General features: G+C 37.6%; 11 protein-coding genes. All 11 read right to left on the bottom strand.

Annotated features, from left to right (window positions below; genetic code table 11):
* Positions 1-112: 112 nt before the first annotated feature.
* Entirely contained in the window at positions 113-2107 is a 1995-nt protein-coding gene (mutL, locus tag LIZ98_RS00125; protein WP_227138664.1) for a DNA mismatch repair endonuclease MutL, read from the bottom strand.
* 26 nt (positions 2108-2133) lie between these two features.
* Entirely contained in the window at positions 2134-4806 is a 2673-nt protein-coding gene (gene mutS, locus LIZ98_RS00120; RefSeq protein ID WP_227138666.1) for a DNA mismatch repair protein MutS, read from the bottom strand.
* 195 nt (positions 4807-5001) lie between these two features.
* Positions 5002-6567: an acyl-CoA synthetase MbcS gene (gene mbcS / locus LIZ98_RS00115; RefSeq protein WP_227138681.1), complete on the bottom strand. Its 1566-nt coding sequence runs from the start codon at positions 6565-6567 to the stop codon at positions 5002-5004.
* 499 nt (positions 6568-7066) lie between these two features.
* Positions 7067-7606: an outer spore coat protein CotE gene (cotE, locus tag LIZ98_RS00110; protein WP_034769951.1), complete on the bottom strand. Its 540-nt coding sequence runs from the start codon at positions 7604-7606 to the stop codon at positions 7067-7069.
* 182 nt (positions 7607-7788) lie between these two features.
* Positions 7789-8577: a metallophosphoesterase gene (locus LIZ98_RS00105; RefSeq protein WP_227138668.1), complete on the bottom strand. Its 789-nt coding sequence runs from the start codon at positions 8575-8577 to the stop codon at positions 7789-7791.
* Positions 8578-8658: 81 nt separating this feature from the next.
* Positions 8659-9099: a YlbF/YmcA family competence regulator gene (locus LIZ98_RS00100; RefSeq protein WP_034769950.1), complete on the bottom strand. Its 441-nt coding sequence runs from the start codon at positions 9097-9099 to the stop codon at positions 8659-8661.
* Positions 9100-9103: 4 nt separating this feature from the next.
* Positions 9104-10654, bottom strand: coding sequence for a tRNA (N6-isopentenyl adenosine(37)-C2)-methylthiotransferase MiaB (gene miaB, locus LIZ98_RS00095; RefSeq protein ID WP_034769948.1), 1551 nt, complete (start codon positions 10652-10654; stop codon positions 9104-9106).
* A 433-nt stretch (positions 10655-11087) separates the two neighbouring features.
* Complete coding sequence (spoVS, locus tag LIZ98_RS00090) at positions 11088-11348, bottom strand: stage V sporulation protein SpoVS (RefSeq protein WP_033829016.1); 261 nt, start codon at positions 11346-11348, stop codon at positions 11088-11090.
* A 152-nt stretch (positions 11349-11500) separates the two neighbouring features.
* A complete protein-coding gene (locus LIZ98_RS00085; RefSeq protein WP_041845212.1) occupies positions 11501-12298 on the bottom strand; it encodes a TIGR00282 family metallophosphoesterase in 798 nt (265 codons plus the stop codon).
* Between the two features lie 185 nt (positions 12299-12483).
* Positions 12484-14043, bottom strand: a complete 1560-nt coding sequence (rny, locus tag LIZ98_RS00080) for a ribonuclease Y (RefSeq protein WP_034769944.1) — start codon at positions 14041-14043, stop codon at positions 12484-12486.
* A 415-nt stretch (positions 14044-14458) separates the two neighbouring features.
* Positions 14459-15508, bottom strand: a complete 1050-nt coding sequence (recA, locus tag LIZ98_RS00075; protein ID WP_034769943.1) for a recombinase RecA — start codon at positions 15506-15508, stop codon at positions 14459-14461.
* Positions 15509-15866 lie beyond the last annotated feature (358 nt).

Here is a 15866-nt window from a genome sequence, read left to right as displayed (position 1 = left end):
AATATATACTATAGAAAGTTAGTGTAAGGGTAGAAATGTTTCCGCTAAATTTTAACTGCATTTATTAGCCAGATCCGGTTAGAGCAAAAGTCCATCCTGTCTTCAAACTTTCTTACATGACCCTTTTGAACATTTTTTCCATTTCATATGTTGAAAAATGAATAATAATCGGTCGTCCATGCGGGCATGTAAATGGATCACTTGTCATCCGCAATGTATCCAGTAATTGCTGAATTTCATCATGACGCAGCCGGTGATTTGCTTTAATCGAACCTTTGCAGCTCATCATAATAGCTGTTTCTTCACGCAATTTTTTAATATCAACTTTTTTCATTGTCAACACTTGTTCAATGATTTCTTGAATGGTTTCTTCTTCTTCACCGTGAGGAAACCATTGTGGGTGATTCCTGATGATAAATGTATTCGTTCCAAAAGGTTCGAGAAATAAGCCGACTTTTTTAAGTTCTTCCAGATTTTCTTCCAACTTAATATATTCGTCGTTAGAAAACTGGAGTGTCAGCGGGATAAGCAGCTCTTGCAAATCATTTGAAACTTCCCCAATTTTTTCTTTAAAATACTCATATTTTATCCGCTCTTGGGCTGCATGCTGGTCGATGATGTATAATCCTTTTTCATTTTCAGCAAAAATATATGTGCCATGCATTTGCCCGATTGGATATAAGACCGGAATTCTACTTACCGGTTGTTTGGTAAAATCCGGGTTATTATCGAATGGTTCATGATCATCATGAGCTTTTTTCTCATTCGTTGCTTCATCAAGATCAATACCGTTCAAATTTTCCCCAATTGAATTTTCGGTTACTTTGTCAAAATTTTCCTCTTGATTATGATTCGTTTGGTGAAACGATTCTTCACTCTCTTTTATTTCGTTAACCGATTCATGTTCTTTCAGCGATTGCAAAAATAAGCCGGCTACTGTTCTTTCTTCTTTTGTTAATGTGGAGTGTCCATTGTCAATATTGGACCTTGCGACTTTCTCTCGTTTCTGATCAAACGGTTCATCTTGTTGTCCCAAGTTCTCAGGTAAATGATCTAAAGAAAGTGAAATTTGTTCCGATTTTAATTTTTCTTGTTTTGGCGCTTGACCGGCAGGGATCAGTGTCTCTTTTTTGAAGCTCTGTTTAATGGTTTCCGTAATTAATTCTGACAATTCTTTTTCCTTACTTAAACGTACTTCTAGTTTCGCAGGATGAACATTCACATCAACTAAGATGGGATCCATCGTAATGTTCAAGTAAACGATGGGAAAGCGTCCAATGGGAAGCAAGGTGTGATATCCAGCAATAACCGCATTAGCAATTGGATAATTTTTAATAAACCGACCGTTAACCATGATTGAAATATAGTTTCGTGATGCTCTGGTTACTTCCGGCAATGTGATATAACCATCGACTTGAAAATCGAGTGATTCACCGTGAATGGGAATCATTTTTTTGACAATATTTAAGCCATAGATCCCGGCGAGAACTTGCCGGGAATCTCCATTTCCGGTTGTCTGCAGAAGCGTTCTACCGTTATGAATGAGTTTCATTGCAACTTCAGGATGACTAAGTGCCAATCGGTTCATAACATCTGTAATATTTCCTAACTCGGTATGGATGGTTTTCATATATTTCAAACGGGCTGGTGTATTAAAAAATAAATCTGTTACTGTAAAATCTGTTCCTTTACGGCTCGGAGCGGGTTCAAACAGAAGCTTCGTCCCTCCCTCTACAACGAAACGACTTCCGGGTCCATTGCCGGTGCTTGTCACCAGTTCAACTTTTGCCACCGAAGCAATACTTGGTAAAGCCTCACCGCGAAATCCGAGCGACTTGATACGGAACAAATCTTTTTCATCTTTTATTTTACTGGTTGCATGTCTTTCAAAAGCAAGGGGTACGTCTTCCGGTTCAATCCCTGATCCATTGTCAATCACCCGGATCTTTTTCAATCCCGCTTCTTCCACTTCCACTTCTATCATCGTACTACCCGCATCAATAGCATTTTCAACAAGTTCTTTTACAACTGATGCTGGACGTTCAACCACTTCACCTGCTGCTATTTTATTGGAAAGTACTTCATCTAATTGGATAATCTTGCCCATTTTTTCTCACCATCCAACATAATCGTTCAATTTTTATTCAGCTTTTTTTGTAACCTATATAATGCATTCATCGTATCAAGCGGAGTCATTTCTAACAAGTTCAACGATTTTAACTCATCAACCACTTTCTTCTCTTTATTTGTTAATCTTGTTGAAGCCGGTGATTTTGGTTCTTCTTGAAAGAATGATAATTGCTCCGCATCCGTAGTAGTTGATTCAAATATTTGTTCCGAATTCATTTGAATGTCTTGTTTAGCTTCTTCATTATCTGTCATTTGATCTGGCAAGTGTGACTCTTCGGCAAATTTTGGTTTTCCATCTTGATTTTCTAATTGCTGCAAAATTTCTTCCGCACGTGTAATCAACTCCGGTGGTAAGTCTGCCAATTTTGCGACATGGATACCATAGCTTTTGTCAGCAGGTCCTTCTTTAATTTTATGGAGGAAAACAACATGACCGTCTTTTTCTACTGCACGAACATGAACATTTTTCAATTTCTTTAATGATTGTTCCAAAACAGTTAATTCATGATAATGGGTCGAAAAAAGTGTTTTCGCACCGATTTTATCATGTATATATTCGATCATAGCCTGAGCAAGAGCCATACCATCATAGGTTGATGTTCCCCGCCCAATTTCGTCAAATAAAATTAAACTGTTTTCCGTTGCACCACTGATCGCATTTTTCGCTTCCAACATTTCCACCATGAATGTACTTTGGCCACTAATTAAATCATCTGCCGCACCAATCCGAGTAAAAATTTGATCAAAAATCGGCAATTCCGCCTCTTGAGCCGGGACAAAGCAGCCGATTTGTGCAAGTATGGCGGTTAAAGCAATTTGCCGCATATATGTACTTTTCCCTGACATATTTGGGCCGGTAATCAATAACATTTCTCTGTCTCCATCCATAAAGCAATCATTCGGTACATAAGATTGGAGATTCATGACCTTTTCAACGACAGGATGCCTACCTTCTTTAATAATTAGTTTTCTGTCTTTTCGAAAAACAGGTTTTGTGTACATTCTTTCCTCGCTGACGGTGGCAAAACATTGTAAGCAATCAAGCTCACTTACTTGTTTCGCCAACTCTTGCAATCTTGGAATATATTCCTTTACTTGTTCACGAATTTCAATAAACAACTCATATTCGAGGTCAACACTTTTTTCTTCTGCTTCCAGAATAATACTTTCTTTTTCCTTTAATTCCGGTGTAATAAATCGTTCGGCATTGGCCAAGGTTTGTTTTCGTTCATAGGATCCATCTTTTGGAAGAAGGTGGAGATTAGCCTTTGTCACTTCAATATAATACCCAAAAACCCGGTTATAACCGATTTTTAACGACTTAATTCCTGTCTTTTCCCGTTCATTCTTTTCCATTTCACTGATCCATACTTTTCCGTTGCGACTGGCATAGCGATAAGAATCCAAGCGGTCATTATAACCATCTCGAATGATTCCCCCTTCCTTTACCGATAATGGAGGAGTTTCAATAATTGCCCGGTCAATCATGTCAGCCAGTTCAGTACATGGGTCAAGGTTTTTCGCCCTTCTTTGCATTTCCGGATCTGAAATAGATTGTAAAATATGTATAATTTCCGGAATTTGCCATAGTGTTGTCTTTAAACTGACTAGATCGCGGGCATTGACATTTCCGAATGCGACACGGCCGGCAAGTCTTTCAATATCATAGACTTGCTTCAATTTTTCACGTAATTCTTGTCGTTCCATATAATGATTTTTCAGCGTGTCCACACTATTTAACCGTTGTTCAATCGCATCAATCGATAAAAGCGGGCGGTCAATCCATTGTTTTAACAACCTTCCACCCATCGCCGTCATCGTTTCATCAAGCAACCAAAGAAGGGACCCTTTTTTTCCTTTTGACCGGATCGTTTCGGTTAATTCTAAATTTCGCTTCGAATAATAATCAATTTTCATATATTGATTGACTTGATAAAACTCGACCGGTTGAATATGATCTAAATTTCGTTTCTGGGTGCGATATAAATAATTAAAGAGACGAGCAATGGTCATTCGTAATTTTTCTTGCGTAATTTTGACCAACTTATCCGAAAATACCGCCGGAATGTCGATACTTTCTTCAAAGGAGATGGCGATAGGGAAACGTTCTTTCATTTGACTTTGCAATTCCTCGGAAAAATCCGGTGAAACAACAACCTCTTTTGTTCTGAACGTGGACAGTTCATTCATGACTTCCTCGAATTCTTCTTGTATCAATGTTACCCGGCTTTCCCCCGTTGATAAATCACAAAAGGATAATCCAAAAGTACCATCGTTAAACAGGGTAATGGATGCGATATAATTATTATCTTTATCGTGAAGGCTAGTCCCATCCATCAATGTACCGGGAGTAATTAACTGAATAACTTCTCTCTTAACCATTCCCTTTGCTCGTTTCGGGTCTTCCATTTGTTCACATATCGCTACTTTATAGCCACGATTTACCAGAGTTTCAATATATCCGGAAGCAGAGTGATAGGGTACGCCACACATCGGTATTTTTTCCTCAACTCCGCCATCTCTGGCAGTTAACGTAATTTCCAGTTCTTGACTTGCTTTGACAGCATCTTCAAAAAATAATTCATAAAAATCGCCTAAACGAAAAAATAAAAAGGCATCTTGGTATTCTGCCTTTATGCTCAAATATTGTTGGATCATAGGCGTATATTGTTTCATTTTTGCCCACACCTTTTCCGTTTCATTCTCAAATAATAATTATAACATATCATTATGGAGTTATCATTCGAAAAAATTCATGTTCCTTTCCCTTCATTTTTTTATAAATTTTAAAAGACCTTCAAAATGTATTGAAGGTCTTTTTTTAACCACTGAAACATCCAAGTTATATGTGAGGAGTCCTATTTTTCGTTATTATGAATTTTGGCTTCTCAATTCAACACGACGGATTTTTCCTGAATCTGTTTTTGGTAAAGATTGAACAAATTCAACTAATCTTGGGTATTTGTAAGGTGCAGTAAGTTGTTTAACATGATCTTGAAGTTCTCTAACTAAATGTTTACCGGCTTCAATTCCGTCTTTAAGAACAACAAAAGCTTTCACCACATTTCCCCGAATCGGATCGGGATGGGCAACAACCGCACATTCTTTTACAAATTGATGTTTCATTAACGCATCTTCCACTTCAAAAGGTCCAATTGTATATCCGGAACTAATGATCATATCATCGCTTCTTCCGACAAACCAATAATAATTATCCTCATCTTTATAGGCAAGATCTCCGGTTACAAAATAATTCCCTTTAAAAGCTTTTTCAGTTCTTTCGAGATCTTCGTAGTATTTGACAAAAAGTGCCGGGAAATCTTTTCGTAAGGCAATATTCCCTTTTTCACCTACTTTTACCGGCTTCCCATCTTCATCAACAATCTCCACAAATTCCGGCATAATCGGTTTACCCATTGATCCCGGTCTGATTTCCATTCCTTTTACGGTTCCGATGACAAGCGTACTTTCTGTTTGACCATAGCCATCACGAACCATGATATTAAATTGATTTTGGAAGATATCGATGACTTCCCGATTTAATGCTTCTCCGGCTGAAACGGCACTTTGTAAATGGGATAAATGATATTTCGATAAATCATGGACTTTTGCCATTAGTCGATATTCTGTTGGCGTACAGCAGAGAACATTCACTTTTTCTTGATCCAGTATTTTTAAATAGGTTTCCGGATTAAACCTGCCTAAATATACCAGCCCGGTCGCCCCCATGCCAAGTACAGAAAGGAAAGGACTCCACACCCACTTTTGCCAACCGGGGCCTGCAGTCGCCCAAACAATATCCCCTTCATGAATATCGAGCCATTGTGTCGCGGCAATCCGTAAATGTGCATATGCCCAACCATGTACGTGAACAACTCCTTTTGGTTGTCCGGTTGTTCCGGAAGTATACGTAATTAATGCATAGTCATCCCTTGAAGTTTCTACCTTTTTAAAAATTTCTGATTCATTTTCAGCAAGTTCTTCCATTTGCTTCCAACCGGGTACTGACTCTGAAAAAGTAATTTTATATTGTAAATTGGTCGCTTCATTTGTTATTTTGTCGATTTCTTCACAAAATGAAAAATAAGAAATGATTGCTTTCACTTTCCCATTATTCAGCCGAAAAAGAATATCTTGCGCCCGAAGTAACTCAGAACCCGGGATGATAACAAGACCGGCCTTCCAACAAGCAAAATAAATAATATAGGTCTCAATCATCCGCGGGACCATGATAAAAACACGGTCGCCCTTTTTTAAGCCTAATTTTTTTAAGGCATTTGCAAGTTTGTTGCCCCGTGCAATGAACTCTTCATAAGAAATTTCTTTCCGATCGCCATTTTGACTAATAAATTTCAAAGCAATTTTACTCGAGTTATGTTTTTCAATTTCATCAATAATATTATATTTTGTAGGCGCAATTAAACTTTCCAATGTAATTGACTTGTTTTCCACCATTTTTAATCACACTTTCTATTTAAATTAAATCGAATATGTATATTATACCTCAACATATTACTAAATGTTAGTACTAGGTAATAAATTTTTCCAAAAAAATTTTCCCGAATAAAGAAAAACGCAGAGCGATCGAAGCTAGACATTAAAACGAATCCAAAGTTATTTCCTTTTATTTTTATTCATAAATAAAGAAAACTCGGGGGTCCGAGCTTTAGGTGAGAGAAGAGCACAGTTCAACGAAAAAATACCCTAGTTTTTCGATTCCGATAAAACGCTTCGTTGCTTTCCTTGTGCACTTTTCCTTCATTCTTTTATTTTCCCGTACCAAGCAAATTCTCTTCTTTGCTGGAAATTTATACATGCTTCATGTAAAACAAAAGGAGTCTGACCCCACATGATATCATTTTAAGGTTTATTACCATTGTACCGTGTTGGAAGTGAGTGTCAGACAGAACCAAATAGTATTATCAATAAATTTTCGTTATTCCTCTTCCCCATCTACAAGAAAATCCGGGTTTAATTCTTCAAACTCCTCATCGTCAATATCGAGATCCCAATCGTCATCTTCAAAATCTTCATCACTTAATCGGACAACTACTTTCGTTTCACCAATCAATTCGACTAAAAATTCGCGTTCGACCGTAACAACCAGTTTATTCCCATTCGGTGAAATGACTGCTTCGACACAATTCGGTTGTTGAAGTACTTGTACATTGACTTCTTTATCGGCAATGGTTTTGTCATCTTTATATTTTAATTTGATGACATCTTTGTATTCGACCCGATCAGTTGCAACATCCGTTTTCGTATTATCATTGCAGGAATACCAGCAGTTAATATCATAATGTCCACTTACTTCCACAGTTTTTCCGACTTTCTCCGCTTTATATGCATGGTTGATAATCCATGCACCAAGGATACTGGACGGAGCATGGTTTGGTCGGATTGTATGATTGGAAGTGGTATTTTTTCGCCCTTTCGCAACGACCGCTTTTGTAATAATCTCTCTTGTATTTCCCATGCGAGCGTAACCTCCTCAAGTTTTATCACTTCATCCTATGCGGGACAAAAAACCAGTGTGCGTAAATTTTCTTGGAAGTTCGTTTTCAAGGAAAATGACTAAAGGAAGAGAGGTTGGCAATTGTCTACCGGCAGTCGATACGAAGCAGATAAAATGATTAACGGAAGATTGAGTTTACACTGTTACGGGTGATCTTCGTTTTCCTTATTTCCGGTTATTTTTATTAAATGGGTTTCAGGCCTTGCTCCCAATCGTAACGGTAATTGCGTCGTCCCATATCCGTTACTTATTAATAAGGTTGTTTCTTGTCCTTGATACAATTTCCCCTTTGGATATAGACCAAGCCCAAATAAACGGATTTGTCCTCCATGGGTATGACCGCTTAACAACAAAGAAATACGATGTTCTTTTTTTACATCATTCCAAATTTCCGGATTATGGCAAATAACAATTTTAAACGATTCCTTGTCTACAGGTTCTAAAACACTCTCCAAACAAATGTCCTGATATTTTATTTCACCGATCCCAATGATATATAATTTTTCCCCTTTATCTGATTGAAGCACTCGATAATCATTTTCTAAAACAGTGACAAAATTTTTATGGAAGATTTCCATCAGTTTTGTTCGGTTCTTCTCATAGTCATTATTTCCCCAAATAAAGTAGATGGGGGCTATTTCATTTAGTCGCCGTAAGTTTTCTTCCGTTCTTGTATAGGGAACTCCTTTTTCTGTTAGATCACCGCCAATGATGACAAGATCAGCTTTCCCCTTAACTTGATCAATGATTTTTTCACTGATAAGACGTCGATGGATATCAGATATGAAAAAAATGTTAATTTCGCCAAAGGAAGCGGGGAACGAAGGAAAAGATAACTTGTGTTCAATCATATGGTTTTCATGAGCGACTTTCCACATATACCAAAGGAAAAAAACCGGTAAAACGATAACAATAATCAATAAAATTCCCATAATATGTCTCCTAAAAAAGGCCTACCTCTTTAAGATAGACCCTTAATCGTTTATGTGTTTAACAGGATGGAAATATCCTTTTTATGATAAGTCTTGTGACATGACTGCTTTTTCACTCCGGACTTGTGCGCCTGTTTTACCTTGCAACAAGTCACCGTCAGTCGACAGAATAATTTCATTTGTAACTGTATTGGCAATTGTATTTGAAACCATTTGTAAAAGTTCATTTACTTCATATTGTGACTCTTTAAATTCCTGCACAATCGGAATTTCATCAATTTCCTTTTCCAGCGCTTCTATTTTTTCTTCGACTTGTTTCAAAGCTTTGATTTTTCCATAGTTTTGGAAGTTAACTGCTTGTTTTTGTAAACTTTTTATGCTGTTAATTTTTTCCCTAACCTTTTGATTTTCATTAATCTTTGCTTCCGCCCGCTTAAAAAAATTCACTTCTTCTGTCTCGGCGATCATTTTAGCCAGTTCCCTTGCTTTATCAATGATTTCCGTCTTTGTATATTTCCCCATTGTTTTAGCTCACCTCGATTTTTTCTTCAACCACCATTTCCCCGTTTAATGTCCATGTTTTTGCTTCCGTAATTTTTACTTTTACAATTTGACCGATGGCCGATTTTGGTCCGACAAAATTGACCAGTTTGTTTCTTCGCGTGTAACCGCTGAGTACTTCCGGATTGTTTTTCGATTCACCTTCAACAAGTACTTCGACGGTTTGCCCTTCCATTGCTTTCATTTTTTGTGCAGAAATTTCGTTAACTAAATCATTTAATCGTTGTAACCGTTCTTTCTTCACTTCCATCGGGACATTGTCCTTCATTTTTGCCGCAGGTGTTCCTTCCCGAGGTGAGTAAATGAAAGTGAAAGCTGAATCAAATCCCACTTCACGGTACAAGGATAACGTTTCTTCAAATTGTTCATCCGTCTCATTCGGGAAACCGACAATAATATCCGTTGTCAAGGCAACATCCGGTATGGCCGCTTTAATTTTGCGCACCAATTCCAAATAAGATTCCCGGGTATATTTCCGTCCCATAATTTTCAGCATGGAACTGGAACCGGATTGAACCGGAAGATGAATATGTTCAACAAGATTGCCGCGTTTTGCCAATACTTCAATTAAATGATCATCGAAATCACGCGGATGGCTGGTTGTGAAGCGAATTCGCGGTATATCAATTTTCCGCAGATCATCCATTAAATCACCGAAGCGATAATCGATATCTTCAAAATCTTTTCCATATGCGTTCACGTTTTGGCCAAGTAAAGTAATTTCTTTATACCCTTGGGCAGCTAAATGGCGAACTTCTTCGATAATATCTTCCGGACGGCGGCTTCTTTCTTTCCCGCGTGTGTATGGAACAATACAATATGTACAGAATTTATCACAGCCGTACATAATGTTAACCCAAGCTTTAATGTTACCTTTCCGTGCCTTTGGAAGACTTTCAATAATATCGCCTTCTTTTGACCAAACTTCAACAACCATTTCTTTAGCCATATAAGCCTCATGTAAAATCTGCGGCAAACGATGGATATTGTGGGTACCGAAAATCATATCGACATGTTGATGTTTTTGCAAAATCCTGTTGACGACTGATTCTTCTTGTGCCATACACCCGCAAACCCCGAGAAGTAGGTCCGGTTTTTCTTGTTTTAATGATTTTAAATGACCCAGTTCGCCAAACACTTTATTTTCGGCATTTTCCCGAATCGCGCAAGTATTGAGTAAAATGACATCGGCATCCTCGGTTGTATCGGTCGGTTCATAGCCTAATTCCATGAAAATTCCGGCCATTACTTCGGTATCATGTTCATTCATTTGACAACCATACGTACGGATATAAAATTTTCGACCTTCCCCCATTCCTTTTAATGGTTCCGGCACATCAAAATCTTTAAAATAACCTACATTTCCTTTTGTCCGTTTCCTTGCATCCTTTAAGGAAGGTGGCATATAGACAGTTTGAAAATATTTACTATAATCTTTTTCTCCGGCAGCGGATTTTTTGTCCGTTGGAGAAGCTTGTTTCACTTGTTGACTTTGTAACCGTTGTTGTTCGTTCATAATTAAACTCCTTTCAAGACCATAAAAACAAATCATATTCTTGCCACATCTGTTAAAACACATCTCTATTCAATTTATCATTATAAACGTTTATAAAGCAATTAACAATAAGATATAGTATGTAATGGGTGGTTATATGAAGACATGGAAGTTCCATAAAATAATCAAAACTCGGATAAGGTGAGATAAACTAAAGAAAACTCGTGCGTTCGAGCCGTGGGTTCACCGAAAAAATATAAAATTTTTTCTGCTGCGATGTATTCCCGCGAAGCTTTCCTTGTACACTTATGCGTAAGAAAAGTAGAAATTGAAACATTAGACAAAAATAGTCTGATTGCGTTAAACAACCAGACTTTTGTAAAAGGACCTTTTATAAATTTCAAAATGATGAAAGTATCATCACGATACAAGTTGAAAATGGTTTTAAACTGCTCTATCGAGGTTCTACAATCAACTTAATTGCTGTTCGTTCCTCCCCATCAATTTGAATATCGGTAAAAGCTGGAATACAAATCAAATCAACTCCGCTCGGGGCAACAAAACCTCTGGCAATGGCTACCGCTTTTACCGCTTGATTTAACGCACCTGCACCAATAGCTTGGATTTCTGCACCGCCCCTTTCCCGTAGAACTCCTGCAAGTGCACCGGCTACTGAATTCGGGCTCGATTTTGCTGAAACTTTTAATATTTCCATACTTTGTTCCTCCTTGAATCTCTCTGGTTTATTTTTTTCGTGGACTGACCTGCAAGTGTAAAACCATTCCATTGCTACTATATTCAAGGAGTCGAACCCTTATTCCAAGCTGAAACTGATTTTTAAATAATTTTTCTTTATCATACTTTCATCTAATTAAATAACCGCTGATCATCATTTAAAATCATCCGTTCAATATTTTCTGCCAATCCCGTTTTGTCATTGATTTCAACAACAACACCACAAAGTTGCGTCCGGCCATGTTTCGGAACGTCAAACCTTGACGGTAAATTTGTTAAAAATTTTCTTAACACCGTTTCCTTATTTACACCAAGTATACTATCATAAATACCTGTCATGCCCACATCTGTTATAAAGGCTGTACCCCCCGGCAAAACACGGTTATCTGCTGTTTGAACGTGGGTATGCGTGCCCACAACAGCACTGACACGACCATCCAAAAACCAACCCATTGCCTGCTTTTCACTGGTAGCTTCTGCATGGAAATCGACAAAAATATAGGGGGTTCGCTTTTTTGCTTCATTTACTAATTGTTCTGCTTTTTGGAAAGGACAATCAATTGGCGGTAAAAATGTCCTGCCTTGCAAATTTATGACGGCCAATTCAAATGAATTAATTTTCACATAAACGATCCCTTTCCCCGGATTGTTTTCGGGGAAATTTGCCGGTCTTATAAGATACTTCGCATGATCAATAAACTCAAAAATGTCTTTATTATCCCAAGTATGATTTCCCATTGTAATTATTTGTACACCCAATTCAAGAAATTGCCGATATATTTTTTCCGTAATCCCTTTTCCGGCAGCGGCATTTTCTCCATTTACAATAGTAAATGTCGGATGATACTTTACTTTTAACTTAGGTAAATATTCTGCTACTGTTTTTCGACCTGGTTCTCCCACCACATCACCAATAAAAAGAATTTTCATATTGTTTCCTTTCTTTTATAAAAAGTGTTTCATTTATTTTTATTTTGCCATATTATAATTGATACGAAGAATAAAGGAAAGGGACAAACCATGGATACGTGTCGATTATCTCCCTTTCTTGAAAACCATTTTTTAAAGGTGATTTCAAGAAGGAAGAAACACCACCAAGGAATGTCCCCTCCGTTTTATTTGGCATATTCGACTGCCCGGGTTTCCCGAATAACAGTAACTTTAATATGACCAGGATAGTCGAGTTCATTTTCGATTTTTTTCCGTATATCTCTAGCTAATCGATGTGCTTCTAAATCATCAATCATTTCCGGTTTTACAATAATCCGGACTTCTCTTCCTGCTTGAATGGCATATGATTTCTCTACACCATCATAGGATTCGGAAATTTCTTCAAGTTTTTCCAGACGACGAATATAGCTTTCTAAAGTCTCACTTCTGGCCCCAGGTCTTGCAGCCGATAATGCATCAGCGGCAGCTACTAAAACGGATATAACCGAAGTAGGTTCTGTATCACCATGGTGAGATGCAATGCTATTGATTACGACAGGATGTTCTTTATACTTGGTGGCAAGTTCAACGCCGATTTCAACGTGACTTCCTTCTACTTCATGATCGACAGCTTTACCAATATCATGTAGAAGTCCGGCTCTTTTTGCCAGCGTTACATCTTCTCCTAATTCAGAAGCCAATATTCCTGCTAATTGAGCAACCTCAATTGAGTGATTTAATACATTTTGACCATAGCTGGTTCTGTATTTCAGTCGTCCGAGTATCTTAATTAAGTCCGGATGTAATCCATGAACACCAACTTCGAAAGTCGTTTGTTCTCCAACTTCACGGATATATTCGTCCACTTCACGTCTGGATTTATCGACCATTTCTTCAATTCTGGCCGGATGAATCCTTCCGTCTTGAACTAATTTTTCCAATGCAAGTCGCGCCGTTTCCCTTCGAATTGGATCAAAACCGGATAAGATTACTGCTTCAGGTGTGTCATCAATAATTAAATCAATACCAGTTAATGTTTCAAGCGTACGGATATTACGACCTTCACGTCCGATAATCCGTCCTTTCATTTCATCATTTGGTAAATTGACAACAGATACGGTTGTTTCAGCGACATGATCAGCAGCACATCGTTGAATAGCCAGTGAGAGAATACTTTTCGCTTTCTTATCCGCTTCTTCTTTCGCACGATTTTCTGCATTTTTTACCATCTTGGCAATATCGTGGGAAAGCTCTTTTTCAACTCGTTCTAGTATGATGGATTTTGCTTGATCCAACGTTAATTTGGAAATTCGTTCAAGTTCTTCCTGTTGTTTTCGAACCATCTCTTCCACTTTGCTTTCCATCTGTTCAATATGCTGTTGTCTTTGATTTAGAGAATCCTCCTTTTTTTCCAATATCATTTCACGCTTGTCTAATGTTTCATCTTTTCGATCTAGATTCTCTTCCTTTTGCAATAACCGATTTTCTTGTTTTTGCAATTCGTTCCTTCGTTCGCGAAGTTCACGTTCAGTTTCTGTACGAAGTTTGTGAATTTCATCCTTTGCTTCTAACAGGGCTTCTTTTTTCAAAGAATCTGCATCTCGATTTGCATCAGCTAATATTTTTTCTGCAGCATCTTTTGCTCCTGCAATCTTCTGTTCAGCAATGGATTTTCGAATGAAATAACCAGCAACAACACCGACGATAAGAAGCAAAATGGAGATGATGATTTGCACTAAGTCCATCATTTCACCTCCTCTTGCTATGAACTTTACAATTTCATACATGTCGGCATGTACATTTTCAAAAAGTTTTTAATAAATAACGTCAGGTATGAAGAACCTAACATAAAGGCAAAATATTGCAATAAGCCAAATTTTATGCCAAAAACTACAAAAAAATTGTAAAATATACATTTTCATTGTAAAGGTGTGAATTTTCATTGTCAAGTAATAGAACGATTCCAAAAAAGGATGGAATAAAGTAAAACTTCCACCAGGGGAGTTTTTGATCTCCACAGATAGTTAGTTGCACTTATCTTTCTCCTCGTTCATCTTTATTTCCCTTAAGCAACAAGTGGAAGATTTATTGACCGTTTGTACGTTTTAACGATAAAAAAGACTGCCAATATACAGTAATCATATAGGCAGTCGCAAAAGTTTATTCTTCTAATTGAAGTTGTTCTTGATCCACAGCATCTTTTGTTTCAGGGCTTTCTTGCAGTAAATCCAGACCATAATGTTCACGAATTTTGTTCAAAACTTCCAGTTTAATTTTTGGATTTTCTTTTAGGAATAATTTTGCATTTTCTCTGCCTTGTCCAACCCTTTCTCCTTCATAGGAGTACCAAGAGCCGCTTTTTTGAATAATATCAAGGTCAGCGCCGATATCAATAATTTCTCCTTCCAGCGAAATCCCTTCACCGTACATAATATCAACTTCGGCAGTTTTAAATGGTGGTGCCACTTTATTTTTTACCACTTTAATTTTTGTTTTATTCCCGACCATATCATTTCCTTGTTTTAATTGCTCTGCTCTACGAACTTCAAGTCTTACGGTACTGTAGAATTTTAAGGCACGACCACCGGGGGTTGTTTCCGGATTGCCGAACATAATTCCAACTTTTTCACGGATTTGGTTAATGAAAATCGCAATGGATTTTGATTTGTTGATGGCACCGGATAGCTTCCGTAACGCTTGAGACATAAGACGTGCTTGTAAACCAACATGCGCATCCCCCATTTCCCCTTCAATTTCTGCCTTCGGAACAAGGGCGGCAACTGAATCAATGACGATGATGTCAACTGCACCGCTCCGTACAAGAGCCTCTGCAATTTCCAATGCCTGCTCACCTGTATCCGGCTGGGAAAGAAGTAATTCATCAATATTTACACCTAAGGCTTGCGCATATTTCGGATCAAGCGCATGTTCTGCATCGATGAAAGCTGCTTGTCCGCCCTGCTTTTGTACCTCTGCAATAGCATGCAAGGCAACGGTTGTTTTCCCTGAACTTTCCGGACCATAAATTTCGATAATTCGTCCTCTTGGATATCCACCTATACCCAGTGCGATATCTAATGCTAAAGAACCGCTTGAAACTGTGGAAACTTGGGTATCTGTTTTTTCCCCCATTTTCATAATAGAGCCTTTACCAAATTGCTTTTCAATTTGTTTTAACGCCTGCTCTAAGGCTTGTTGACGATCACTCACGCAATTTCCCCCTTCTATTAAATAGGCTATTAGTTTTGAAACCTATTAATACTATATACTTTTTTACTCAACTTGCCAAGTATTTTGTCGAACGTTCATTCGTCAGCTTTTAAAGGAAAGTTTTGCTGTAAAATCGTATTTTCTCCTTACAAAAATTACATTTTCAACTTGCTTTTTAACATGAAAATACTATTTTTATCAATTGTAATACTTTTCTATTAAAGAGGAAGTTCAAAAACACCTTACTTAATTGTACATCCTAATCTGCTATATGGGGATACTATTAAAATAATTTAAGGTTGAATAGATTACAATTAACTGGGCAGAAAAATTAAGGTTAAGTAAACAAAGAAACTTG

Source organism: Caldibacillus sp. 210928-DFI.2.18 (assembly GCF_020554505.1).
GTDB classification, from domain to species: Bacteria; Bacillota; Bacilli; order Bacillales; family Caldibacillaceae; genus Caldifermentibacillus; species Caldifermentibacillus hisashii.
Note: the sequence above shows the minus strand (reverse complement) of the source record. Positions and strands in the feature narration are given on the sequence as shown.